The sequence below is a fragment of the Pseudomonas sp. R43(2017) genome (assembly GCF_002112345.1).
GTDB lineage: Bacteria > Pseudomonadota > Gammaproteobacteria > Pseudomonadales > Pseudomonadaceae > Aquipseudomonas > Aquipseudomonas kribbensis.
The window spans coordinates 188,252-209,980 of the sequence record NZ_NEHJ01000001.1 but is presented as its reverse complement, the minus strand read 5'-3'; the positions used below and the strand labels follow the sequence as shown (position 1 = coordinate 209,980).

Annotated in this window: 24 protein-coding genes; 14 read left to right on the top strand and 10 right to left on the bottom strand. The window is 59.0% G+C overall.

Annotated features, from left to right (window positions below):
* Positions 1-51 precede the first annotated feature (51 nt).
* The 3 genes from CAG02_RS00885 to CAG02_RS00875 all read left to right on the top strand — a co-directional run bounded on the left by CAG02_RS00885 (position 52) and on the right by CAG02_RS00875 (position 3,176).
* Positions 52-924 carry a LysR family transcriptional regulator gene (locus tag CAG02_RS00885; RefSeq protein WP_085710022.1) on the top strand — a complete coding sequence of 291 codons (873 nt, stop codon included), beginning with the start codon at positions 52-54 and terminating at the stop codon, positions 922-924.
* 115 nt (positions 925-1,039) lie between these two features.
* Positions 1,040-2,575 (top strand): EAL domain-containing protein, encoded by a 1,536-nt coding sequence (locus tag CAG02_RS00880; RefSeq protein WP_085710023.1) that lies wholly within the window; start codon positions 1,040-1,042, stop codon positions 2,573-2,575.
* A 235-nt stretch (positions 2,576-2,810) separates the two neighbouring features.
* Entirely contained in the window at positions 2,811-3,176 is a 366-nt protein-coding gene (locus CAG02_RS00875; RefSeq protein WP_064381416.1) for a histone-like nucleoid-structuring protein, MvaT/MvaU family, read from the top strand.
* A 208-nt stretch (positions 3,177-3,384) separates the two neighbouring features.
* On the opposite strand, the gene CAG02_RS00870 is transcribed toward CAG02_RS00875, so the two are convergent.
* On the bottom strand, positions 3,385-3,903 hold the full coding sequence (locus CAG02_RS00870) for a DUF4946 domain-containing protein (RefSeq protein WP_085710024.1): 519 nt from the start codon (positions 3,901-3,903) through the stop codon (positions 3,385-3,387).
* Positions 3,904-4,045: 142 nt separating this feature from the next.
* Here CAG02_RS00870 and gloA point away from each other — a divergent pair, with 142 nt between their 5' ends.
* Positions 4,046-4,567: a lactoylglutathione lyase gene (gene gloA, locus CAG02_RS00865; RefSeq protein ID WP_065260490.1), complete on the top strand. Its 522-nt coding sequence runs from the start codon at positions 4,046-4,048 to the stop codon at positions 4,565-4,567.
* A 54-nt stretch (positions 4,568-4,621) separates the two neighbouring features.
* Here gloA and ahpF read toward each other — a convergent pair whose 3' ends face one another.
* From ahpF to CAG02_RS00850, 3 genes are all read right to left on the bottom strand, one after another.
* Positions 4,622-6,184, bottom strand: coding sequence for an alkyl hydroperoxide reductase subunit F (gene ahpF / locus CAG02_RS00860; RefSeq protein WP_085710025.1), 1,563 nt, complete (start codon positions 6,182-6,184; stop codon positions 4,622-4,624).
* 130 nt (positions 6,185-6,314) lie between these two features.
* Positions 6,315-6,878, bottom strand: a complete 564-nt coding sequence (ahpC, locus tag CAG02_RS00855) for an alkyl hydroperoxide reductase subunit C (RefSeq protein WP_003224621.1) — start codon at positions 6,876-6,878, stop codon at positions 6,315-6,317.
* A gap of 136 nt (positions 6,879-7,014) precedes the next feature.
* Positions 7,015-7,953: a site-specific integrase gene (locus tag CAG02_RS00850; RefSeq protein ID WP_139831852.1), complete on the bottom strand. Its 939-nt coding sequence runs from the start codon at positions 7,951-7,953 to the stop codon at positions 7,015-7,017.
* Positions 7,954-8,130: 177 nt separating this feature from the next.
* Here CAG02_RS00850 and CAG02_RS00845 point away from each other — a divergent pair, with 177 nt between their 5' ends.
* Positions 8,131-9,135 carry a DNA-binding protein gene (locus CAG02_RS00845; RefSeq protein ID WP_085710027.1) on the top strand — a complete coding sequence of 335 codons (1,005 nt, stop codon included), beginning with the start codon at positions 8,131-8,133 and terminating at the stop codon, positions 9,133-9,135.
* Here CAG02_RS00845 and gorA read toward each other — a convergent pair.
* Entirely contained in the window at positions 9,132-10,490 is a 1,359-nt protein-coding gene (gorA, locus tag CAG02_RS00840) for a glutathione-disulfide reductase (protein WP_085710028.1), read from the bottom strand. The two genes, CAG02_RS00845 and gorA, sit on opposite strands and share 4 nt — an antisense overlap.
* 129 nt (positions 10,491-10,619) lie before the next feature.
* Positions 10,620-11,459 (bottom strand): UTP--glucose-1-phosphate uridylyltransferase GalU, encoded by an 840-nt coding sequence (gene galU, locus CAG02_RS00835; RefSeq protein ID WP_085710029.1) that lies wholly within the window; start codon positions 11,457-11,459, stop codon positions 10,620-10,622.
* Between the two features lie 247 nt (positions 11,460-11,706).
* Here galU and CAG02_RS00830 point away from each other — a divergent pair, with 247 nt between their 5' ends.
* Both CAG02_RS00830 and CAG02_RS00825 read left to right on the top strand, forming a co-directional pair.
* Positions 11,707-11,895, top strand: a complete 189-nt coding sequence (locus tag CAG02_RS00830) for a hypothetical protein (protein WP_085710030.1) — start codon at positions 11,707-11,709, stop codon at positions 11,893-11,895.
* A 139-nt stretch (positions 11,896-12,034) separates the two neighbouring features.
* Positions 12,035-12,331 carry a hypothetical protein gene (locus tag CAG02_RS00825; protein WP_085710031.1) on the top strand — a complete coding sequence of 99 codons (297 nt, stop codon included), beginning with the start codon at positions 12,035-12,037 and terminating at the stop codon, positions 12,329-12,331.
* A gap of 3 nt (positions 12,332-12,334) precedes the next feature.
* On the opposite strand, the gene CAG02_RS00820 is transcribed toward CAG02_RS00825, so the two are convergent.
* Both CAG02_RS00820 and CAG02_RS00815 read right to left on the bottom strand, forming a co-directional pair.
* Positions 12,335-12,565 carry a hypothetical protein gene (locus CAG02_RS00820; protein ID WP_085710032.1) on the bottom strand — a complete coding sequence of 77 codons (231 nt, stop codon included), beginning with the start codon at positions 12,563-12,565 and terminating at the stop codon, positions 12,335-12,337.
* Between the two features lie 72 nt (positions 12,566-12,637).
* Positions 12,638-12,994 carry a hypothetical protein gene (locus CAG02_RS00815; protein ID WP_085710033.1) on the bottom strand — a complete coding sequence of 119 codons (357 nt, stop codon included), beginning with the start codon at positions 12,992-12,994 and terminating at the stop codon, positions 12,638-12,640.
* Between the two features lie 212 nt (positions 12,995-13,206).
* Between CAG02_RS00815 and CAG02_RS00810 the strand changes: the two genes are divergently transcribed.
* The 5 genes from CAG02_RS00810 to ada all read left to right on the top strand — a co-directional run bounded on the left by CAG02_RS00810 (position 13,207) and on the right by ada (position 16,338).
* The gene (locus CAG02_RS00810; RefSeq protein ID WP_039768744.1) at positions 13,207-13,509 is read left to right on the top strand and encodes a DUF1883 domain-containing protein; all 303 of its coding nucleotides are present in this window, start codon (positions 13,207-13,209) and stop codon (positions 13,507-13,509) included.
* A 28-nt stretch (positions 13,510-13,537) separates the two neighbouring features.
* Positions 13,538-13,714, top strand: a complete 177-nt coding sequence (locus CAG02_RS29740; protein ID WP_162803442.1) for a hypothetical protein — start codon at positions 13,538-13,540, stop codon at positions 13,712-13,714.
* Positions 13,715-13,806: 92 nt separating this feature from the next.
* Positions 13,807-14,520, top strand: coding sequence for a 2OG-Fe(II) oxygenase (locus CAG02_RS00805; protein WP_085710034.1), 714 nt, complete (start codon positions 13,807-13,809; stop codon positions 14,518-14,520).
* A gap of 5 nt (positions 14,521-14,525) precedes the next feature.
* The gene (gene alkB, locus CAG02_RS00800) at positions 14,526-15,182 is read left to right on the top strand and encodes a DNA oxidative demethylase AlkB (RefSeq protein WP_085710035.1); all 657 of its coding nucleotides are present in this window, start codon (positions 14,526-14,528) and stop codon (positions 15,180-15,182) included.
* An 88-nt stretch (positions 15,183-15,270) separates the two neighbouring features.
* Positions 15,271-16,338: a bifunctional DNA-binding transcriptional regulator/O6-methylguanine-DNA methyltransferase Ada gene (gene ada, locus CAG02_RS00795; protein WP_085710036.1), complete on the top strand. Its 1,068-nt coding sequence runs from the start codon at positions 15,271-15,273 to the stop codon at positions 16,336-16,338.
* Here ada and CAG02_RS00790 read toward each other — a convergent pair.
* Together CAG02_RS00790 and CAG02_RS00785 are read right to left on the bottom strand one after the other, a co-directional pair.
* The gene (locus tag CAG02_RS00790) at positions 16,335-16,793 is read right to left on the bottom strand and encodes a GyrI-like domain-containing protein (protein WP_085710037.1); all 459 of its coding nucleotides are present in this window, start codon (positions 16,791-16,793) and stop codon (positions 16,335-16,337) included. The genes ada and CAG02_RS00790 overlap by 4 nt on opposite strands.
* Before the next feature lie 60 nt (positions 16,794-16,853).
* Positions 16,854-17,837, bottom strand: coding sequence for an MDR family oxidoreductase (locus CAG02_RS00785; RefSeq protein WP_085710038.1), 984 nt, complete (start codon positions 17,835-17,837; stop codon positions 16,854-16,856).
* Positions 17,838-18,014: 177 nt separating this feature from the next.
* Here CAG02_RS00785 and CAG02_RS00780 point away from each other — a divergent pair, with 177 nt between their 5' ends.
* Positions 18,015-20,462 (top strand): autotransporter, encoded by a 2,448-nt coding sequence (locus CAG02_RS00780; RefSeq protein WP_085710039.1) that lies wholly within the window; start codon positions 18,015-18,017, stop codon positions 20,460-20,462.
* Positions 20,463-20,570: 108 nt separating this feature from the next.
* Positions 20,571-21,632: a nitronate monooxygenase family protein gene (locus CAG02_RS00775; RefSeq protein WP_085710040.1), complete on the top strand. Its 1,062-nt coding sequence runs from the start codon at positions 20,571-20,573 to the stop codon at positions 21,630-21,632.
* The last annotated feature ends 97 nt before the right edge of the window (positions 21,633-21,729 follow it).

Here is a 21,729-nt window from a genome sequence, read left to right as displayed (position 1 = left end):
ATGCCGTATCATTCGAGTCATTGTCGATCATCGTAAAATGAGCTTTTACTCATGACTTTGACCCAGCTCGAAATTTTCTCTCTGGTAGCCGAACTGCGCGGCTTCACCCTAGCCGCCCATCGTCTGGGGATTTCCCAGTCGGCGGTGTCCCATGCCTTGAAGTCACTGGAGCAGGAACTGGGTGTCGAATTGTTTCGCCGGCATCAATCGCAAGTCGAACTCAGCGACATTGGCGAGCAATTACTGCTGCGCGCACGGGCGATGCTCGGGCTGGCCAACACATTGCGCCAGGAAGCCGCCGACGCGCGCGGGCTGAAAAGCGGCACCTTGCGTATCGGCTCGTTCGGCCCGACTTCATCGATCAGGTTGCTGCCGCGGATCCTCCAGCATTTTCGCCAAGCGCACCCGGGCATCGAGGTTCACATCGACGAAGGGCCGGACCGGCAGGTACTCCAGTGGCTTGACGAGCGACGGATCGATATCGGTTTCGTGGTATTGCCCGAAGAACGCTTCGATACGTTTGCCCTGATGGAGGACGAGATGGTCGCCCTGCTTCCGCTCGACCATCCTCTGGCCACACAGGCGCAATTAAGCCTGAAAGACTTGTGCAGCGACCCGTTCGTACTCACCGAAGCCGGCTCTTCGGAACTGGTATCGCGACTGTTCAACGCGGCAAGGCTGAGCCCGAATATCCGCTACCGCTGCTCGCAACTGCTGAGCACCCTTGACACCGTGAGCCGGGGCGACGCCATCACCCTCGTTGCCGAAGGTTCGCTGCCCGACGAGCCGAATCCGCAATACGTGAAGCGGCCATTGTCACCCGCCGTGGTGCGGCACATCGGCTTGGCCGTGCTGGACCAGCGCCAGGCATCACCCGCGACCCTCGCTTTCATCAAACTGGCGACTGCACTGGACTACCGCTGAGCGGCGCAAGCGCCAACGGCCATCTATCATGGGCACAGACCCAACGCTTTCCAGAAGGTGCATCCTTGCCCCGCCTGCCGTCGGGAGCCCCACACCACCGCAACAGGATGCGCCCATGCCTCTGACCGTCAGGCCCCGCCGCAAACGCAGCACCCGAATCATCGTGACGTTGCTGTGCGGTTTGCTGCCGATCATCATCGGCACGGTCATTCTGCATATGCAGGCCGAGCGCACGCTGGAGCAGAGCTCCCGGCAAACCGCCGAGGAAGCCTTGCGCCAGTTCGACCTGATGCTCGACAACACCGCCCAGTCCGCCCGGGAATTGCTGCCGCTGGCGGGCCAGACCTGCGAGGACGTCAAACTGGCATTGCGCGAACAGGTCACCCGCCGCCCGTTCGTGCGTTCGACCAATCTGGTGTGGGACAACAACCTCTATTGCAGTTCGTTGTTCGGCGACTTCAAGGAAGCCGTCAATCCCGGGGACTACACCCAAGGCAAGTTATGGCTCATGAACGGCAACCCGGTTACGCCTGATACGGCGCTGCTGGTGTATCGACTGAGCGATGGCCGGGGCGGTGCCCTGACGACGCTGGACGGCTATCACCTGAGCAATATCCTGCGCCTGATCGGCCGGCAGACATTGTTATTGCTGCAGGTCGGCAATAACTGGCTTTCTGCCGACGGCAAAGTGCATCAAGGCGCCCTTCCCGAGTTGCCGGTGGCCCAGAGCACGTTGAACTCTCCGCACTATGCCTACACGGTGAGCGCCGGTTTCCCTGAAGATGAAACCTGGAACTACATGAGCGACGAATACCCGCCGTTGTTCAGCCTGCTGATTTTCTTTGGCGCGGTGTCCGGGGCGATTGGCTATATCGTGCAGAACCGCGCGACATCCCCCAGTCACGAAATGCTGCGCGCGCTGGAAGCCGGAGAGTTCATTCCCTACTTCCAGCCGGTGGTCTACGGCGACAGCAAACGCTGGTCGGGCTGCGAAGTGCTGATGCGCTGGAATCATCCCAAGGAAGGCCTGGTGCGTCCGGATCTGTTCATACCGTTCGCAGAACATTCCGGGCTGATCGTACCGATGACCCGTTCATTGATGCAGCAGACCGCCGTGGTGCTCGGGCCGCTGTCGGCTTCATTCGAGGCCCCCTTCCACATTGGTATCAACATTACGGCTAGTCACTGCCACGATCTGGAGTTGCTGGAAGACTGCCGCGAGTTTCTGGCGGCATTCGCCCCCGGTAGCATCAGCCTGGTCCTGGAGTTGACGGAACGCGAGTTGATCGAGCCCACCGACATCACCCATCAGCTGTTTGCACAGCTGCGCGCCATGGGTGTGAAGATCGCGATCGACGACTTCGGCACCGGTCATTCGAGCCTGGGCTATTTGAGAACATTCAATGTCGACTTCCTGAAGATCGACCAGACATTCGTCGCCATGATTGATAAGGATGCCCTGTCCCGACACATTCTGGACAGCATCATCGAACTCTCCGCCAAACTGGACCTGGGCATTGTGGCCGAAGGCGTGGAAACACAGGTCCAGGCGGATTATCTGGCCGCGCATCACGTCAACTTTCTGCAAGGCTATCTGTTTGGCAAACCGATGCCAGCCGCAGACTTCATCGATGCATTAACTCACCATTAACTAAACGCGATAAAACCGACGGGCTCAGATCGTTCGCACCAAATTGATACAAGACATCGCTGTTTTTACATAAAGAAAACGTCAGGATTTACTCTTGACGCATTAACTACTACAATTTTTCTTACCTGTTGCTAGATTGGCAGGTGAGCCACTATCACCGAGTCGCTTCAAGGCTCTTGGCTTATAGCTTTGTTTGCGGTTGGTATCAGCCAAACACACTATTGGAGTAAAGATATTGTCCAGACTCGCTGAATTTCGTGCAGCTGAAAAGGCCCTTCAGGAACAGCTCAAGCAGTTGGAATCGCTGAAGAACGACGCCGGGCTCAAGAAAGAAATCGAATTCGAAGAAAAGCTCCAGGGGCTGATGAAAACCTACGGCAAAGGCCTGAAAGACATCATCGCCATCCTCGATCCGAACCCGGCCAAATCCGGTCTGCAACTGACCGCCGCACCTAAAACCCGCCGCGCTCGCGTGGTCAAGGTCTATCAGAACCCGCACACCGGCGAGCTGATCGAGACCAAGGGTGGCAACCACCGCGGCCTGAAGGCCTGGAAGGAACAATACGGTGCAGCCACCGTTGATTCCTGGTTGCGCGGTTAATCCCCCGCAAACATAAAAGCCCTGCAGATGCAGGGCTTTTTTTTGGACAATATCTAACAAATGCAACAATTTCCCGTCTCGAAAGTTCACAGCCAAACAGCCTCTTGCACTGGAACTATGCTTCCGGATGTTGCGCCTTCGCAGGGCGAGCAACTTTGTATTTAATCACTTCAGGTATCTAACGGGCTCAGGATCACCGAACAGCTGACTAAAATTTCAAGCTGTTTCTTGCCGCCACTATTTCATCAGCGCTGGCCTTGTAAACCTCGGCTTGCCCGGCATACGAAAGTACATAGGCCTTGTCTGCCTCTACTGCGGCAACCAATGTTTGTGACAGCACATGACGGCCATTTTCGGTGACTGTACAAGTGGTTTCGAGCGCCGCGAGCGAACCGAGTGTGCTCGAATGAACCTTGTTACAGACACTCTGATAACCGCCCTGGAAAAAGTCCTTCTGCACCGACTTGCGCATCTCCAGCAACACGCCTTGCAGATTGACCTGATGACCCGTTTCCACACGCGTCATTGTCAACTCCATCACCATCACCTGATTACCATCGGAGTCGGTCTTCACTGCCCGCTGACGGGAAACTTCCGGCGCGGTTTCGGGCAGCGCTTCGACTTGCCAGCCCGCAGGCCAGGTAATGCTCGGCGCATCAGCGCAGGCCGAAGCGGCGATGAGGGACAAGCCGAAGAAAACGAACAGCGATTTGAACGGTCGGATCATTACCAGAGGCACTCGCGGATTGAACCGTAAAGTCTGAGGCTCGCCCGCTTGCAGGGCAAGCCCGCGCTTTCGGTTTGGCGATGCCGCAAGGCATGCGTATCATTGCGCCCATTCACTCGCCCCAATTTGTTACGGAGGGCCCATGAGCCTGCAAGAACTGAACACCTTCCCTGGCGTCACCGCCACCCCGGACAGCGCAACCCGCAACTTCGTGTTCAACCACACCATGCTGCGCGTCAAAGACATCACCAAGTCGCTGGACTTCTACACCCGCGTACTGGGTTTCTCGCTTGTGGAAAAACGCGATTTCCCGGAAGCGGAATTCAGCCTGTACTTCCTCGCCCTGGTCGACAAATCGCAGATCCCGGCCGATGCCGCTGCGCGCACCGAGTGGATGAAGTCGATTCCCGGCATCCTGGAACTGACCCACAACCACGGCACCGAAAACGACGCTGATTTCGCCTACCACAACGGCAACACCGACCCGCGCGGTTTCGGCCACATCTGCATTTCGGTCCCTGACATCGTCGCTGCTTGCGCACGCTTTGAAGAACTGGGCTGTGACTTCCAGAAGCGCCTGACCGATGGCCGCATGAAGAGCCTGGCGTTCATCAAGGACCCGGATGGCTACTGGGTCGAGATCATTCAGCCGGCGCCGCTGTAAGGTATAAAAAAACCCCATCATCGCTGATGGGGTTTTTCTTTTTCGGCCCGGGATTTACGCCGGGGCCGAAGTGCGGATCAGGTGATCGAAAGCGCTGAGGGAAGCCTTGGCGCCCTCGCCCACCGCAATCACGATCTGCTTGTACGGCACGGTAGTCACGTCACCGGCAGCAAAGATGCCCGGGATCGAGGTTTCACCCCGGTTGTCGACGATGATCTCGCCGCGCGGCGACAGCTCGATGGTGCCTTTGAGCCAATCGGTGTTGGGTAGCAGACCGATCTGTACGAAGATCCCTTCCAGTTCCACGCTACGCAGTTCGTCAGACTTGCGATCCTTGTAACGCAGGCCGTTGACCTTCTGCCCGTCGCCAGTCACTTCAGTGGTCAATGCACTGGTGATCACGGTCACGTTCGGCAGGCTGTGCAGCTTGCGTTGCAATACGGCGTCGGCACGCAGCTGCACATCAAATTCCAGCAGCGTTACGTGGGACACGATACCGGCCAGGTCGATGGCCGCTTCGACGCCGGAGTTACCGCCGCCAATCACCGCTACACGCTTGCCTTTGAACAGCGGACCGTCGCAGTGCGGGCAGTACGCCACGCCTTTGTTGCGGTATTCCTGTTCGCCCGGCACGTTCATTTCACGCCACCGTGCGCCAGTCGCCAGAATCACACTCTTGGCCTTGAGGGTTGCACCGCTGGCAAAGTGAACTTCATGCAACTCGCCGTTTTTGCCCGGAATCAGCTTGTCGGCGCGTTGCAGGTTCATGATGTCGACGTCGTACTGCTTGACGTGTTCTTCCAGCGCGGTCGCCAGTTTCGGGCCTTCGGTTTCCTGCACGGAAATGAAGTTTTCGATGGCCATGGTGTCCAGCACCTGACCGCCGAAGCGTTCGGCCGCGACACCGGTGCGAATGCCTTTACGTGCGGCATAGATTGCCGCCGAAGCACCGGCCGGGCCACCGCCGACCACCAGCACATCGAAAGACTCTTTGGCGCTGATTTTCTCGGCCTGACGCTCGATGGCGCCTGTATCGAGTTTGGCGAGGATTTCTTCCAGGCCCATGCGGCCCTGACCGAAGTTTTCGCCGTTCAGGTAAATGCTCGGCACGGCCATGATCTTGCGATCGTTGACTTCGTCCTGGAACAGCGCGCCGTCGATGGCGACGTGGCGGATGTTCGGGTTCAGCACGGCCATCAGGTTCAGCGCCTGGACCACGTCCGGGCAGTTCTGGCAGGACAGCGAGAAGTAAGTCTCGAAGTTGAACTCGCCCTTGAGCGAGCGGATCTGTTCGATCACTTCGACACTGGCCTTCGAAGGGTGGCCGCCGACTTGCAGCAGGGCCAGCACCAGCGAAGTGAATTCATGGCCCATCGGGATGCCGGCGAAACGCAGGCTGATATCGGCACCCGGGCGGTTGATCGAGAACGACGGCTTGCGTGCATCGTCGCCACTGTCGATCAAGGTAATCTGGTGCGAAAGACTGGCAACGTCTTTCAGCAGGTCGAGCATTTCACGGGATTTCGCACCGTCGTCGAGAGAAGCAACGATCTCGATCGGCTGGGTGACCCGTTCCAGGTACGATTTCAACTGGGCTTTAAGATTGGCGTCCAACATACGGGCGATCTCCTGACTTTATTTGAGGCGAAAAAAAGCCCGAGCGAATCTCGCCCGGGCTTTTCTATTGGGCGGTGCAGCTTACTGAGGTAGGTGCGGAGTCCCGCCCTGCATTGCGTGTGTCACAGACTCAGATCTTGCCGACCAGGTCCAGGGACGGAGCCAGCGTGGCTTCGCCTTCTTTCCACTTGGCTGGGCAAACTTCGCCTGGGTGAGCAGCGACGTACTGAGCAGCCTTGATTTTGCGCAGCAGCTCGGAAGCGTCACGGCCAACGCCGCCATCGTTCAGTTCAACGATTTTGATCTGGCCTTCAGGGTTGATCACGAAGGTGCCACGGTCTGCCAGGCCTGCTTCTTCGATCAGCACGTCGAAGTTGCGGGAGATGACGTGGGTCGGGTCGCCGATCATGGTGTATTCGATTTTGCCGATGGCTGGCGAGGTGTTGTGCCAGGCAGCGTGGGCAAAGTGGGTGTCGGTGGAAACGCTGTAGATCTCTACGCCCAGTTTCTGGAAGGCAGCGTAGTTGTCGGCCAGGTCTTCCAGCTCGGTTGGGCAAACGAAGGTGAAGTCGGCCGGGTAGAAGAACACTACGGACCATTTGCCTTTCAGGTCAGCGTCCGAGACTTGTACGAAGTCGCCGTTTTTGAACGCGGTAGCTTTGAACGGTTTTACTTGGCTGTTGATGATAGGCATTGATGACTCTCCGTCAGGGTTGTGAATTCGATGGGTGAATCCTACCCACTCACTCGACGGATGGCTCATTGGCAAACCTGATGCTGCTGATTTGTTTTCGCTATTAGCTGACTGTATTAATAGAAGAAAACGATATCTACGACGACAACGGCTTATCCGTAATCCGGGCCATCCCGTGAAAGGGGCTCGCTTCAACATAGCGCATGGCGGACTTCATATCCTTCCAGCCCACGTAACTCATCAGCGACTTGAGATCCCAGCCACTTTGGTGGGCCCACGTTGCGAAGCCGCGTCGAAGGGAGTGGCTGGTGTAGCGCTCGGCGGATATCCCGGCACGCTCCAGGGCCTGACGAAGTAAAGGAATCACACTGTTGGCGTGCAAGCCCTCCTCGCTCAGATTGCCCCAGCGGTCGACGGCGCGAAACACCGGGCCACGTACGAGCGCAGCCTCAGTGATCCAGTCGATGTAGGCTTGCACTGGGCAAAGCTTCAACAACGCCGGGGCCTGATAGGTCTGACCGAGGTTCTCCCGGTCGCCCTTGCTGCGCGGCAGGTACAGGGTGATGCCGCTACCGGCGTGGGCCTGGACGTGCTCGATCTGCACCCGGCACAGCTCGTCACTGCGAAAACCCCGCCAGAATCCCAGGAGAATCAGCGCCCGATCCCGGCAGGCCCTGAGCAACAACGGCCGATCCTGTTTTTCTCGGGCCTCTTTCATTTCCTGCTCAAGCCAGGCAACGGTCTGCTCAAGATCCTGCAGCTGTAACGGCTCGGCCTGTTTTTCCTGCGCGGGATGCAGCGCACGGATGCCCTTGAACACTTTGCGCACCACAGGCGTCTTGGTCGGGTCGGCGAACCCCTGACTGTTATGCCACTGCGCCAGTGCCGACAGGCGCAGCTTCAGCGTATTGACCGACAGCACGCCCGCGTGAGCCACCAGATAGCGCGCGACGCTGTCCGCCGTCGCGGGCAGGAACCCGCCCCATACCGTTTCGAAATGCTCGACGGCCGCACGATAGCTGCGGCGGGTGTTGTCACGGGTGGCGGCTTGCAGATAGCGATCCAGATCGCTCATGGGCTGATTTCTCGCAGATGTACTGATTTGAAGATTGAAAAGCGGATTCTGGCGCTTCACACGGGGTAATACCAGTATATCCCGCCCGTTTATCTTGAAAGATTTAACTTTATTTTCAGCATGGTACACTGCGTACCTGGGTGGCATGTACCACAGTACGTAATCGTAGGAGCACATATGGCCCGTGGCGGCGTTAACAAAGCAGTAGTCCAGATCGCGCGCTCAGCGATCCTCGCCCGTGGCGAACACCCGAGCATCGACGCAGTACGCATCGAGCTGGGGAATACCGGATCAAAAACCACGATTCATCGCTATCTGAAGGAGCTGGATGACGGCAGCGCACCGGCGGATCCTTCGGCAGAACCTATCGATGACGAACTCCTGGCACTCGTCACGCGCCTGGCTCAACGCCTGAAAGAACAGGCACAGGAGCCGATCGATCAGGCACGCGAACAGTACGAGCAACAACGCCAGGCGCTGGAAGCGGAGCTGAATCAGCTGCGCCAGGACCATGCGCAACTGGAGAAGAAGCACGACATCCAGGGTGCAGCGCTAGCGAAAGAGTCCGAAGCCTTGAGCGACACACGCTCGATGCTGCAGACCGAACAGACACGCAATGCCGGCCTGAATCAGGCGCTGGCAGATTTCGAATTGCGCTTGCAGGACAAAGACGAGCAGATCCGATCGCTGGAAGAAAAACACCTGCACGCTCGCGATGCGCTCGAGCACTATCGCAATGCCGTCAAAGAGCAGCGCGAACAGGAACAGAGCCGTCACGAAAGCCAGGTTCAACAATTGCAGATGGAGTTGCGTCAGGCGCAGCAAAGTGCGCTGGTTCGTCAGGACGAAATCACTCAATTGCACCGTGACAACGAACGCCTGCTGACCGAGAACCGTGGCACGCTGCGTGAACTGAGCCTGCTGCAGGATCAGCTCAAGCACAGCAATCAGCGTCAGGATCAACTGCTGGAGCAAGCGACGCGTGTCGATAGCGAGCGCACCCTCCTCCAGGAACGCTTGCGCGTGGCGCTGCTGGAGAGTCAGACACTCAAGCAGAGCGTCGACGAGCAGTCGCAGCTCAATCAGTCATTGGAGAAGGAATTGACCAAGGCGCAAGACAGCCTGCGCCTGGCCACTACCGTTGCGGCAGCGCCAGACGCAGCAGAGGCGAAAAAGACTTAAGCGCCGACTGGCGTACGCATGGTGACAAACTCTTCGGCCGCCGTCGGGTGCACCCCGATGGTGTCGTCGAAGTCACGCTTGGTTGCGCCAGCCTTCAGGGCAATTGCCAGACCCTGCACGATCTCGCCGGCATCCGGCCCGACCATGTGACAGCCCAGCACCTTGTCGGTTTTGCCATCGACCACCAGCTTCATCAGCGTACGCTCCTGGCATTCGGTCAGGGTCAGCTTCATCGGGCGGAAGCGACTTTCGAAGATCACCACATCGTGCCCCGCTTCACGCGCTTCTTCTTCGGTCAAACCGACAGTGCCAATGTTCGGCAGACTGAATACCGCCGTCGGGATCATCTTGTAATCCACCGGCCGGTATTGCTCAGGCTTGAACAGACGTCGCGCCACCGCCATGCCTTCAGCCAGCGCCACCGGCGTCAGCTGAACGCGACCGATGACATCACCCAGCGCAAGAATTGACGGCTCGGTGGTCTGGTATTGCTCGTCGACCTTGATGAAACCTTTGTCGTCGAGCTGTACGTCGGTATTTTCCAGCCCGAGATTGTCCAGCATCGGACGCCGGCCAGTGGCGTAGAACACGCAATCTGCTTCCAGCACGCGACCATCCTTGAGGGTCGCCTTGAGGCTGCCATCGGCTTGTTTGTCGATCCGCTCGATATCGGCATTGAACTGCAGATCCATGCCGCGCTTGGTCAGCTCTTCCTGCAGATGCTTGCGCACCGAACCGTCGAAGCCGCGCAGGAACAGATCACCGCGATACAGCAACGTGGTATCTGCCCCGAGACCGTGGAAGATCCCGGCAAATTCGACCGCGATGTAACCGCCGCCGACGACCAGGACACGCTTGGGCAGCTCCTTCAGGAAAAACGCCTGATTGGAACTGATGGCATGTTCATGCCCCGGGATTTCCGGAATCTGCGGCCAGCCGCCCGTGGCGATCAGAATGTTTTTCGCGGTGTAGCGCTCGCCGCTGACCTCCACTTCATGAGGACCAACGATCTTCGCGTGCGCTTCGTGCAGGGTCACGCCACTGTTGACCAGCAGATTTCGATAAATGCCGTTAAGGCGATTGATCTCGCGATCCTTGTTGGCGATCAGGGTCGCCCAATCGAAATCCGCTTCACCCAGGCTCCAGCCGAAACCGGACGACTGCTCAAAGTCTTCGGCGAAATGCGCACCGTACACCAGCAGCTTCTTCGGCACGCAGCCGACATTGACGCAGGTGCCACCCAGATAACGGCTCTCGGCCACCGCCACTTTCGCACCGTACCCGGCAGCAAAACGCGCAGCCCGCACACCGCCGGAACCGGCACCAATCACATAAAGGTCAAAATCGTAGGCCATTTCTTTCTCCTCGGCAGGGGATCAGCATACCCGCCGCCGTCCTTTGGGCAAGCACTCCTGTCGATATAGGGGCGGAAAATGAAAAAGCCACCCGAAGGTGGCTTTTTCGTACAGACAGGTCAGGCGCTATCAGTAGGCCTTGCCGGTCTTGTAGAAGTTTTCGAAGCAGAAGTTGGTTGCCTCGATGTAACCCTCGGCACCACCGCAGTCGAAACGCTTGCCCTTGAACTTGTAGGCCATTACGCAGCCGTTCTGGGCCTGTTTCATCAGGGCGTCGGTGATCTGGATTTCACCACCCTTGCCTGGCTCGGTCTGTTCGATCAGGTCGAAGATGTCCGGGGTCAGGATGTAACGACCGATGATCGCCAGGTTCGACGGCGCATCTTCCGGCTTTGGCTTCTCGACCATGCTGTGTACGCGGTAGATGTCGTCACGGATCATCTCGCCGGCGATAACGCCGTACTTGCTGGTCTCTGCCGGATCGACTTCCTGAATGGCAATGATCGAGCAGCGGAACTGCTTGTACAGCTTGACCATCTGGGTCAGTACGCCGTCGCCTTCGAGGTTGACGCACAGGTCGTCCGCCAACACTACCGCGAACGGCTCATCGCCGATCAGCGGACGACCGGTCAGGATCGCGTGACCCAGGCCTTTCATTTCAGTCTGACGGGTGTAGGAGAACGAGCACTCGTCCAACAGCTTGCGGATACCGACCAGATATTTCTCTTTGTCGGTGCCCTTGATCTGGTTTTCCAGCTCATAGCTGATGTCGAAGTGGTCTTCCAGGGCGCGCTTGCCACGGCCGGTCACGATGGAGATCTCAGTCAGACCAGCATCCAGAGCTTCTTCGACGCCGTACTGGATCAGTGGCTTGTTTACCACCGGCAGCATTTCTTTGGGCATGGCCTTAGTCGCTGGAAGGAAGCGAGTACCGTAACCGGCTGCTGGGAACAAGCATTTCTTGATCATATAAGTCCTTGAAAGGGCTGTGTGTACGAGTTTCGGCGCAGTCTAATCAGGCGGCGTGCACCTTACAATGCCCCGCACTGGCTAACCGATGTCAACATAGAGAAATATTCTGGCGGATAGTTCAATCCGCACGCAGAAGCTGCGCATTCAGCGTAGCCCAAAGATTCAGGAACACCGCATCGACCCGCGCCCGCTCGCCCGTTTCCCGCTATCATGACGCCTTTGAACCAGCCAACGAGGCCGCTAGATGTCCGCAGCAAAAATCATCAACGGGTACACCGTCGCCAAGGCAAAAGATGGCCAGTGGCATATCACCGCCGCCAACGGCGAAGATGTGTCCGGCCCATTGCCCACTGAAGCGATGGCGGTTGAAGTAGCCGCGGTGCTTGATTACACGCCTCCTGCACCGAAGCGTCGCGGCAAGGATCAGGACTGATCGGCGACCACAAATCCCGGCCCTGCCACTGCGCAGGGCTTTTTTTGGTCCGCTCACAAAGACGTGGCCAATCGCTATAACCTTTTCACACCGGCGCTGTCATAGCGTCTAGCCCTCTCCTTCCGAAGTCGACATCGCCATGAACACCCGTACCCTGCACCGCATGCTGCCACTGATTGCGCTTCTGGCCCTGGCCGGCTGCGCCACTTCCGAAACGACTTATCTGAACAATGGGGAACAAGGCCTGAGCATTGACTGCTCCGGCGAGGCGAACTCCTGGGCCAGCTGCTATGAAAAGGCCGATGCCTCCTGCGCCGGAACCGGCTATCGCATCGTAGGAACGGAAGGTACGCCTGCGCCGAAGGAAAGCGACAAGACCCTGGGTGTCGACGTCGGCAATTACAAGACTCGCAGCGTCGTGGTGGTCTGCAAGTAGGTTTTACATGTGGATTTCGGCGAACTTGATCCCCAGCCCGCGAACGACCTCAATCAGGTCATCCAGACGGCCAAACGATTCGACTTCGTCGTTTTCATCCACCAGAAAATAACTGCGCCCGGCGCTTTTCTTGAAAAACACGATCCACTCACCCGGATTCGCCGGGTTCTGAATCACATGCGTGGCCGCAATCAGCCCTTCTTTATGGCGCTCGCGCACCTGCTCCCGCTTCATGCACATCTCCAGAAATGACAATGCCGCCCAGGCGTGGCCTGGACGGCATCAATACCGATGACTGACAGTTTATCAGCCGGAAATGCACACCGTGGCAGCATTGCGAACATCCCGAGGACGTATCGGCACATTGGACATGCGTTCATGCAACTTGATACTGCTGCCGCCGGAACGATCCTCGATGTCAAACACCGCCGCCGGGCCTGAAGACAATTTCCCCGGCACGATCACCCGAACCCCGTCCTTGTGCGGCTCCATTTGCAGGGCCCCGCGGCTTTGCGCCAGCTTGTCAGCCAGGCACTGCGCATATTCGTGGGGCTTCTTGCCGGAAATGACGTTCATGGTCGGCAACGTTTCATTAATCTCCGAAACGCTTGCGCAACCACCCATCGCCAATGCCAACGGCACAATGACCACACCCCACTTCATACAGAATCTCCTATAAAGACCGTCGGACAGCACGAATGCCAATTTTCTCCGAGGCTCATTGCATTTAACGCACATGGAATCGCGAATAACTGTTTTTAATTGTCAAAGCAGCGCCCGACGGCCGGATAATAACCTGTCCGGACTGATAAACTGCCGCCAATCGACCTTGCTATCGTTTTGATTTTGTAGAAAAAGCCCTTCTGGAGGCGCCCATGAAATTTATTCACCAGCGCGAGCACCTCAACGAAGACGACATCGTCGTCATCCAATGCTCGCAAACCTGCAACATCCGTCTGATGAACGACGCCAACTTCCGCAGCTTCAAGAACGGCGGCCGTCACACCTACCACGGCGGCGCATTCGACACCTTCCCGGCCCGCATCACGGCGCCGAGCACCGGTTTCTGGAACATCACCATCGACACCGTCAGCCGTCGCGCAATTAGCGTGACCCGCAAGCCGACCCTGACGCACTCGATCAAGATCATCCGTCGTTCCAGCTCGAAACTCAGCTGATCGTCTCCCTCAATACAATCAGGTAAGCATGACCGTGGCTCAAACGACCAAATACGTCATCAAGTACAAACTCAACGGCGAGCGCCGCTTCGAATTCGCCCAGCTGGAAAACGGCACGGCGGAAGAAGCCAAGGCTGCACTGGATGCCCTGCACGGCCAGAGCGGCGATGTGATCAGCGATATCAGCGTCAGCAAGGCCTTGTAAGACACGGGTGACAATTCGACCGCAAGCGCCGGAGTGTTCCGGCCTCGCGGGCTGCCTAGACTGATCGCCTGGACAAGAACCAAGGAATCAGCATGCCGATGTCACCCGACTCTCCCCTCGACAGACTAGACTGGGTCGCACTGGAACAACAGCTGGATCAGGACGGCTGCACCGTCATCCGCTCGTTGTTACGCCCGGAAACCTGCGAGCGCCTGAGTGCGCTTTACCCGCAAAGCGAACCGTTCCGTTCGCAGGTGATCATGGCGCGCCACGGTTTCGGGCGCGGCGAGTACAAATATCTGCGCTATCCACTACCACCGCTGGTGGAGCATCTGCGCAGTACGCTTTATCCACGACTTGTTCCCTTGGCCAACCGCTGGCACGAACGAATGGGTTTGCTGGAACAGTTTCCACCTCTGCACAGCGAGTTTCTCGCGCACTGTCATGCCGCCGGTCAACTGCGGCCTACCCCGCTCTTGCTGCAATACGGCCCACAGGACTACAACTGTCTGCATCAGGATTTGTACGGCAAACATGTTTTTCCGCTGCAAGTGGCGATTCTTCTGTCAGAGCCTGGCGAAGATTTCAGCGGTGGTGAGTTCGTCCTGACCGAACAACGTCCGAGAATGCAGTCTCGCCCGCTGGTGATGGACCTGAGAAAAGGTGACGCCTTGATCTTTGCCGTCAACCAGCGTCCGGTCAAAGGCGTGCGCGGCGATTATCGGGTCACCATGCGCCACGGCGTGAGTCGCCTGCACAGTGGAAAACGGCATACTCTCGGCATCATCTTCCACGACGCAACCTGACCGTCATGCACAGCAATTTCGACCTCTTCGCCGACACCCAGCAGCCACCCCGCTCCGAGCAGATTGGAGAGCAATCGTGGGTCTTGCGTGGCTTCGCCCTGTCCCGTATCGAGCAATTGTTGCCGGCGCTGGAATCGGTCATCGAACGTGCCCCGTTGCGGCACATGATGACGCCCGGCGGCTTCAACATGTCCGTGGCCACCAGCAGCTGCGGCGCTTTGGGCTGGATTACCGATCGCAGCGGTTACCGCTACTCGGCCGAAGATCCGCTCAGCCACCAGCCCTGGCCGCAAATGCCCGAAGCCTTTCACGAGTTGGCACAGGCAGCCGCGTTGCAAGCAGGTTTTCCTGAGTTCAAGCCGGATTCCTGCCTCATCAACCGCTATGTCCCCGGCGCAAAAATGTCATTGCATCAGGACAAAGACGAACATTCCTACGCCGCACCTATCGTGTCCCTGTCATTGGGGTTGCCCGCCATGTTCCTGTTCGGCGGTTTCGCCCGTAGCGACAAGAGTCAGCGCATTTCGCTTTTGCACGGCGACATGGTGATCTGGGGCGGCGTCGACCGGCTGCGCTACCACGGCGTCCTGCCGATCAAACATGGCCGGCATCCGCAACTGGGCGAACAGCGTTTCAACCTGACGTTTCGCACCGCTGGATAACTTCAAGGAATTTGACCGCAAGGGCCGGAGTGTTACGGTTGGCGGTACTGGTTAACCTGAAATTCAACAGGTCAACGGACTCCCCATCATGAAAACGCTTTCGACCCCTTTGAACACTCAAGACGATCCACGCTGGGCAGCTGTCGTCGCCCGCGACCCACGTGCGGACGGTCAATTTGTCTATGCCGTGAAGACCACCGGCATTTATTGCCGCCCGAGCAGCCTGGCGCGCTTGCCGAAGCCGCAGAATGTCGAGTTCTTCGACACGGCCGAAGAAGCTGAAGCGGCGGGATATCGCCCCAGCAAACGGGCGAGCAAGGACCAGAGCGACGTGGCAGCGCAACATGCCGCGACCGTAGCCGCGGCCTGCCGGCAGATCGAAAGCGCCGAAACCCTGCCGGTACTCAACGAACTGGCCGAAGCCGCCGGCCTTAGCGCCTTCCATTTCCACCGGGTCTTCAAAGCCGCCACCGGCCTGACACCCAAAGGTTACGCCGCCGCGCATCGTTCCCGCAGAGTCCGGCAACGTCTGGCGGATGGCGACTCGGTGACCGATGCGCTGTACGACGCCGGTTTCAACTCGAACAGCCGCTTCTACGAATCCGCAGACCAGTTGCTGGGCATGAAACCCGGCGACTTCCGGGCCGCCGGGCAAAACAACGACATTCGTTTTGCGGTGGGCCAATGTTCGCTTGGCGCGATTCTGGTGGCACAGAGTGACCGGGGGATCTGCGCGATTCTGTTGGGGGACGACCCTCATCAACTGGTCTGCGACCTGCAGGATCAGTTTCGCCGGGCAAACCTGATCGGAGCTGATGCCGAGTTCGAACAACTGATCGCCCATGTCGTCGGCTTCATCGAAGCACCGGCCATCGGCCTCGACCTGCCACTGGATGTGCGGGGCACCGCGTTTCAGGAACGGGTCTGGCAGGCACTGCGCGAAATTCCGGTCGGCAGCACCGCCAGTTACGCCGACATCGCTCAACGCATCGGCTCGCCAAAAGCGGTTCGGGCGGTAGCCCAGGCTTGCGGCGCCAACAGCCTCGCGGTGGCGATCCCTTGCCACCGTGTGGTGCGCAGCGACGGCAACCTTTCCGGCTATCGCTGGGGCGTGGAGCGCAAGCGTGAGCTGTTGTATCGGGAAACGCAGCCTTAACGAATGCCGATGTAGATGGCTACCGACTCGGGGCCAAGGTAGGCCTCGAAGTCGGTGGCGTAACGGCGCTGAATCTGCGGGTTGGCTTCGAAGTGTTTCCAGATCCGGCCCCAGGTGGCGATGACGGCGTCGGGCAATGCGCCCTGCCCCTGAAACACCAGATACTCGCCACTCTCGATCCGGATTGTTTCGAAATCGCTTTGCGGATCAACGACAGCAACGCCGGCGGTCACATCGAAGGCACCTGAGGCATCCGACTCGTAGGCCGAATACACCCCGTAAATCGGCGACTCGGTCTGCTTGCCGGGAATGACCTGCGCCAGGTTCCTGCCAAAGAACTCGCCCCACATCGGGCCGATTTTCGCCGATTCGGCCTTGTGTTCTGCGGCGTTGGTGGTTCGAACGCGCAAGCCTGAAACCGTGAACGACTCAACGTGCTGTTGTTGTAGATCCATCGAAGTGCCACTCCTTTTTTTGAAGTGCGGCCCGGCAGGTCCGCGATGGCGCTTAATGTGTCAGCGATTGACGTCCACGACAACCCGTCCGCGCAACTGTCCGGCGAGCAATTTCGGAGCAGCTTCGATCGCTTCGCTGAGGCCGATTTCGTGGCTGATCAGGGGTAACAGGGCGAAATCCAGATCCTTGGCCAGACGCGCCCAGGCTTCGATTCGGCGGGCCTTGGGCTGGGTCACGCTGTTGATGCCGGCCAGCGTCACGCCACGCAAGATGAACGGGGCCACCGACGCCGGGAAATCCATACCCTGAGCCAGACCGCACGCCGCGACGATGCCTTCGGCGCGGGTACTCGCACAGGCATTGGCCAACGTATGACTGCCAACCGAATCGATCACCGCAGCCCAGCGCTCCTTCACCAAGGGTTTGCCTGGCTCGGACAAAGTTGCACGATCAATGATTTCGCTGGCGCCCAGCTGCTGCAGATATTCATGCTCCGATACGCGCCCGGTGGACGCCACCACGCGATAGCCAAGTTTGTGCAACAACGCAATGGCAAAGCTGCCGACCCCGCCATTGGCGCCGGTGACCAGCACTTCGCCCTGCTCTGGCGTCACGCCATTGCGCTCCAGCGCCATGATGCACAGCATCGCCGTGTAGCCCGCCGTACCAATGGCCATGGCTTGCGCGGCAGTGAAGGCTTCTGGCAGCGGAATCAGCCAGTCGCCGTTTAGCCGCGCCTTCTGGGCCAGACCGCCCCAGTGGCTTTCACCCACGCCCCAACCATTGAGCAGCACCTGATTGCCAGCCTTATAGTCGGGATGCGAACTGACTTCGACCGTACCCGCCAGATCGATTCCCGGCACCATCGGGAACTTGCGCACCACCGGACTGCTGCCGGTAATCGCCAACCCGTCCTTGAAGTTGAGCGTGCTGTACGCGACGCGCACCGTCACATTGCCTTCAGGCAACTGCTGCTCGTCGATTGTCTGCAGGCTGGCGCGATAACCGCTGTCGTCTTTGTCGATCAGAATGCCGTTGAACATGACTGCCTCTCAGGGAAGGATTCAGGGGATCGTGGCATTCAAATAGCACACTGCAACATTTTGCCCCACTCGACTTTCCGCCAATCGCTGAATCCGCAGGGTGATTCCAGATCGGGCGACTATGCTATTTCGACTGCTTCCGTTATCCCCGAGAAGCCTTTGTCGATGGAGCTGACAATGTCCCGCGCCCGCCCTTTTCTAGCCTGGCTGATGCTCTGTCTATTGGCATTCAACAGCGCGTGGGCGGCGCCTGCGGCCAAGCCGGCAGACGCCGCTGCCGTTGAACCGACATGGCCACAAGTCATCACCAGCGGCAAGTCAAAGCTCACCGTGTACCAACCCCAGCTCGACAGCTGGGACGGCTATACCTTGCAGGCCCGCGCTGCCGTCGAGGCGACCGATGCCGGCGGCAAGGCAACTTACGGGATCGTTCAGTTCAGCGCTCATACGCTGGTCGACAAAGCGACTCGCTGGGTCATGCTCGACCAGTACAAGATCATCAAGGCCGACTTCCCTGCCGATGCCAGCCAGGCAGAGACCTGGATCACGACACTGCAAAACGATGCGGCCAAACGCAAGAAAACCATCTCCCTGGATCAATTGGAGGCTGCCGTCGGCGTACTGGCCGCCGAACAGAAAGCCGACACGGCGCCACTGGAAAACACGCCACCGACCATCATCAGTTCGGATGTACCGGCCATGCTCGTTTATATCGACGGTGACGCCGCGTATCGCCCGGTCGACGGCACCGGATTGCAACGGGTCATCAACACCCGCCCTCTTTTGCTCAAGGACGGCCAGGACAAACACTATCTGCACGTGTTCGACGGCTGGATGGTTGCCGATCAATTGACAGGGCCGTACACCCTGCTGTCCTCGCCCCTGGCGGATCTGGAGAAAGCCAAAAAAGCCGCGATCGAGAGTCGGCAAGTGGACCTGCTCACCGGGCAAAGCGATCCCAAGGACAAGGTACCGAGCCTGGCCAAACCGCCGCAGCCGAAGATCTTCGTGGCCACGACCCCGACCGAACTGATCGTCACCGACGGTGCACCGCAATGGCTGCCGATCCAGGGTACGCAATTGCTGTATGTCAGCAACACCACCGGGCATATCTTCAAGGAAATCGGCGACCAGAACAGTTATGTGCTGATCTCCGGCCGCTGGTTCCGTGCCGCTGACATGAACGGCCCGTGGACATTTACCCCGGCGGACAAGCTGCCGGCCGACTTCGCCAACATCCCCGACGACAGTCCGAAGGAGAACGTCAAAGCCTCGGTGGCCGGGACGCCGCAGGCCAAGGAAGCGGCCATTGCCGCCACGATCCCGCAGACGTCGGCGATCAAGAAAAGCGCGGTCAAAATGACTGCCCCGCAATTCGATGGGGAGCCTCAGCTCAAAGCCATCAGTGGAACTCCGCTTCAATATGTGATCAACAGCGCGACGCCAATCATCCGGGTCGATGAAAACAGTTGGTATGCGGTGGAAAACGGCATCTGGTTCGTCGCAACCGCAGTGACCGGGCCATGGACCGTCGCCAGTTCGGTACCGGCGGTGATTTATTCGATACCGCCGAACTCGCCGATGCATTACCTCACCTACGTCAAAGTCTATGAGGCCAGCGGCGATACCGTGGTGGTCGGTTACACGCCGGGCTATCAAGGCTCGACGCTGGATCCAGCGACCGGCGTCGTGGTTTACGGCACGGGCTATCCGTACACACCCTGGGTGGGCACTGCCTGGTACGGGCCGCCAGCGACTTACGGTTTTGGCGTCGCCATCCGTTACACACCCTGGACAGGCTGGACCTTCGGTTTCGGCTTCGGCTGGAGCTGGGGCGGCAACACTGCCGCCATGGGCTGGGGCTGGGGCGCCTATCCATGGTGGGGCAATTACGGCTGGGGTTACGCGTGGGGGCCACACCTGTATCCGGCGCCCTTGGCCTGGGGAGGTGCAGCCTACGGATATCACGGCGGCGCTGTGGCCTGGGGCCCAGGCGGCTGGGCCGGCACCACCGGCAACATCTATCGGCAGTGGGGCGACCGGGCGACAGTCAGCCGTTATGGCGCGGGTTACAACGCCTGGACCGGAAACCGTTGGGCCGGTCAGGTCGGCTCTTCCTATAACTCACGGACCGGGATTGCGACGGCTGGTCAGCGCGGTGCGGTACACAATGTCTACACCGGCAACTATGCAGCGGGTCGCAGTGGTGAAGTGGTCGGGCCCAACGGCGGTGCAATTGCCGGAGGTCGGGTTACGGCCGGCAATGTTCGCAATGGCACGCAGGTCACGGCCAATCGTGGCGCCGTCTACAACCCGAACACCGGCAACACCACGCAGTACGGCGGTATCCATGGGCGCAACAGCGGCGCCGCGCGGGTTGGCGACAACGTTTACGCCGGGCATGACGGTAACGTCTACAAGAAAACCGATGATGGCTGGCAGTCGATGGTCAAGGGAGGCGCGACACGAGCGCCGATCAACAACAATGCTCAGTTGCAGAACCTCAACCGCGATTCGGCGGCACGTAACGTTGGCAATCAACGGTTGAACAACTTCCACAACTCCTCGCAGTTCATGAACCATTCATTCGGTGGAGTCGGTGCTGGCGGACTTCATCGACGCTGAGCCGAATCCCGAGAGGCTGCAAATCTTGGCTGGCCCTGAACCCGGTTTTGCTGGTAAAAAAACCGGCTTCAGCTTCTCTGCCCTGCTTTGTCCTTCGGAGTCTTTTCCATGAACCAATGGCCAGATACGCGCATTCTTGACCTGCTCGGCATCGAACTGCCGATTATCCAGGGCCCGATGGCCGGTGCCACCAACTCGTCGATGGTCATCGCTGTGTGCAACGCGGGCGGCTTGGGTTCGATGCCGGCAGCGATGCTGAGCACCGAGCAATTACGCGAAGAACTGAAGGCCATCCGTCAGGGCACCGACAAACCGTTCAACGTCAATTTCTTCTGCCACCAGCCACCGGCCGCCGATGAACAGCGGGCACGGGACTGGAAGAATCTGCTGGAACCCTACTACCGCGAGCTGGGTGCCGATTTCGATGCTCCGACGCCAGTATCCAACCGTGCACCGTTTGATGCAGCCGCTTGCGAAGTGCTTGAAGAGTTTCGCCCGGAGGTGGTGAGTTTCCACTTCGGCCTGCCGGAAAAATCCCTGCTGGACCGGGTCAAGGCCACCGGCGCGAAAATCCTCTCCTCGGCCACCAACATCGATGAGGCCATCTGGCTGGAACAGAACGGATGCGACGCAATCATCGCCATGGGCTATGAGGCCGGCGGGCACCGGGGTATGTTCCTCAGCGATGACCTGAGCAGCCAGGTCGGGACCTTTGCCCTCGTGCCGCAAATCGTCGACGCGGTCAAAGTGCCGGTGATTGCCGCTGGTGCGATCGCCGATGCTCGAGGCGTGGCTGCGGCCTTCATGCTCGGCGCATCGGCCGTGCAGGTCGGCACGGCTTATCTGTTTACACCAGAAGCCAAAGTCAGCGCCTCTCATCACAAGGCGCTGCGCACGGCAAAAGACAGTGAAACAGCGATCACCAACCTGTTCACCGGGCGCCCGGCACGGGGAATCCTCAATCGAGTGATGCGCGAAGTGGGACCGATGTCGGCCAAGGCACCGGCGTTTCCGTTGGCCGGCGGTGCTCTGATGCCCTTGCGCGCCAAGGACGAGGCCGACTTCAGCAACCTGTGGGCGGGCCAGGCGTTTACGCTGGGCAAGGAGTTGAGCAGTGCCGAACTGACCCGGCAACTGGCCGAAGGAGCGCTCGCGAAACTGGCTCGGTAAAGGCAGGGCAGACCGAGGGATTTCATGCCCTCACCTGCCCACCTGAAACCAGCACTTTCCGTTTGGAAGCATTTCGCTATATATTCAGCTATATAGC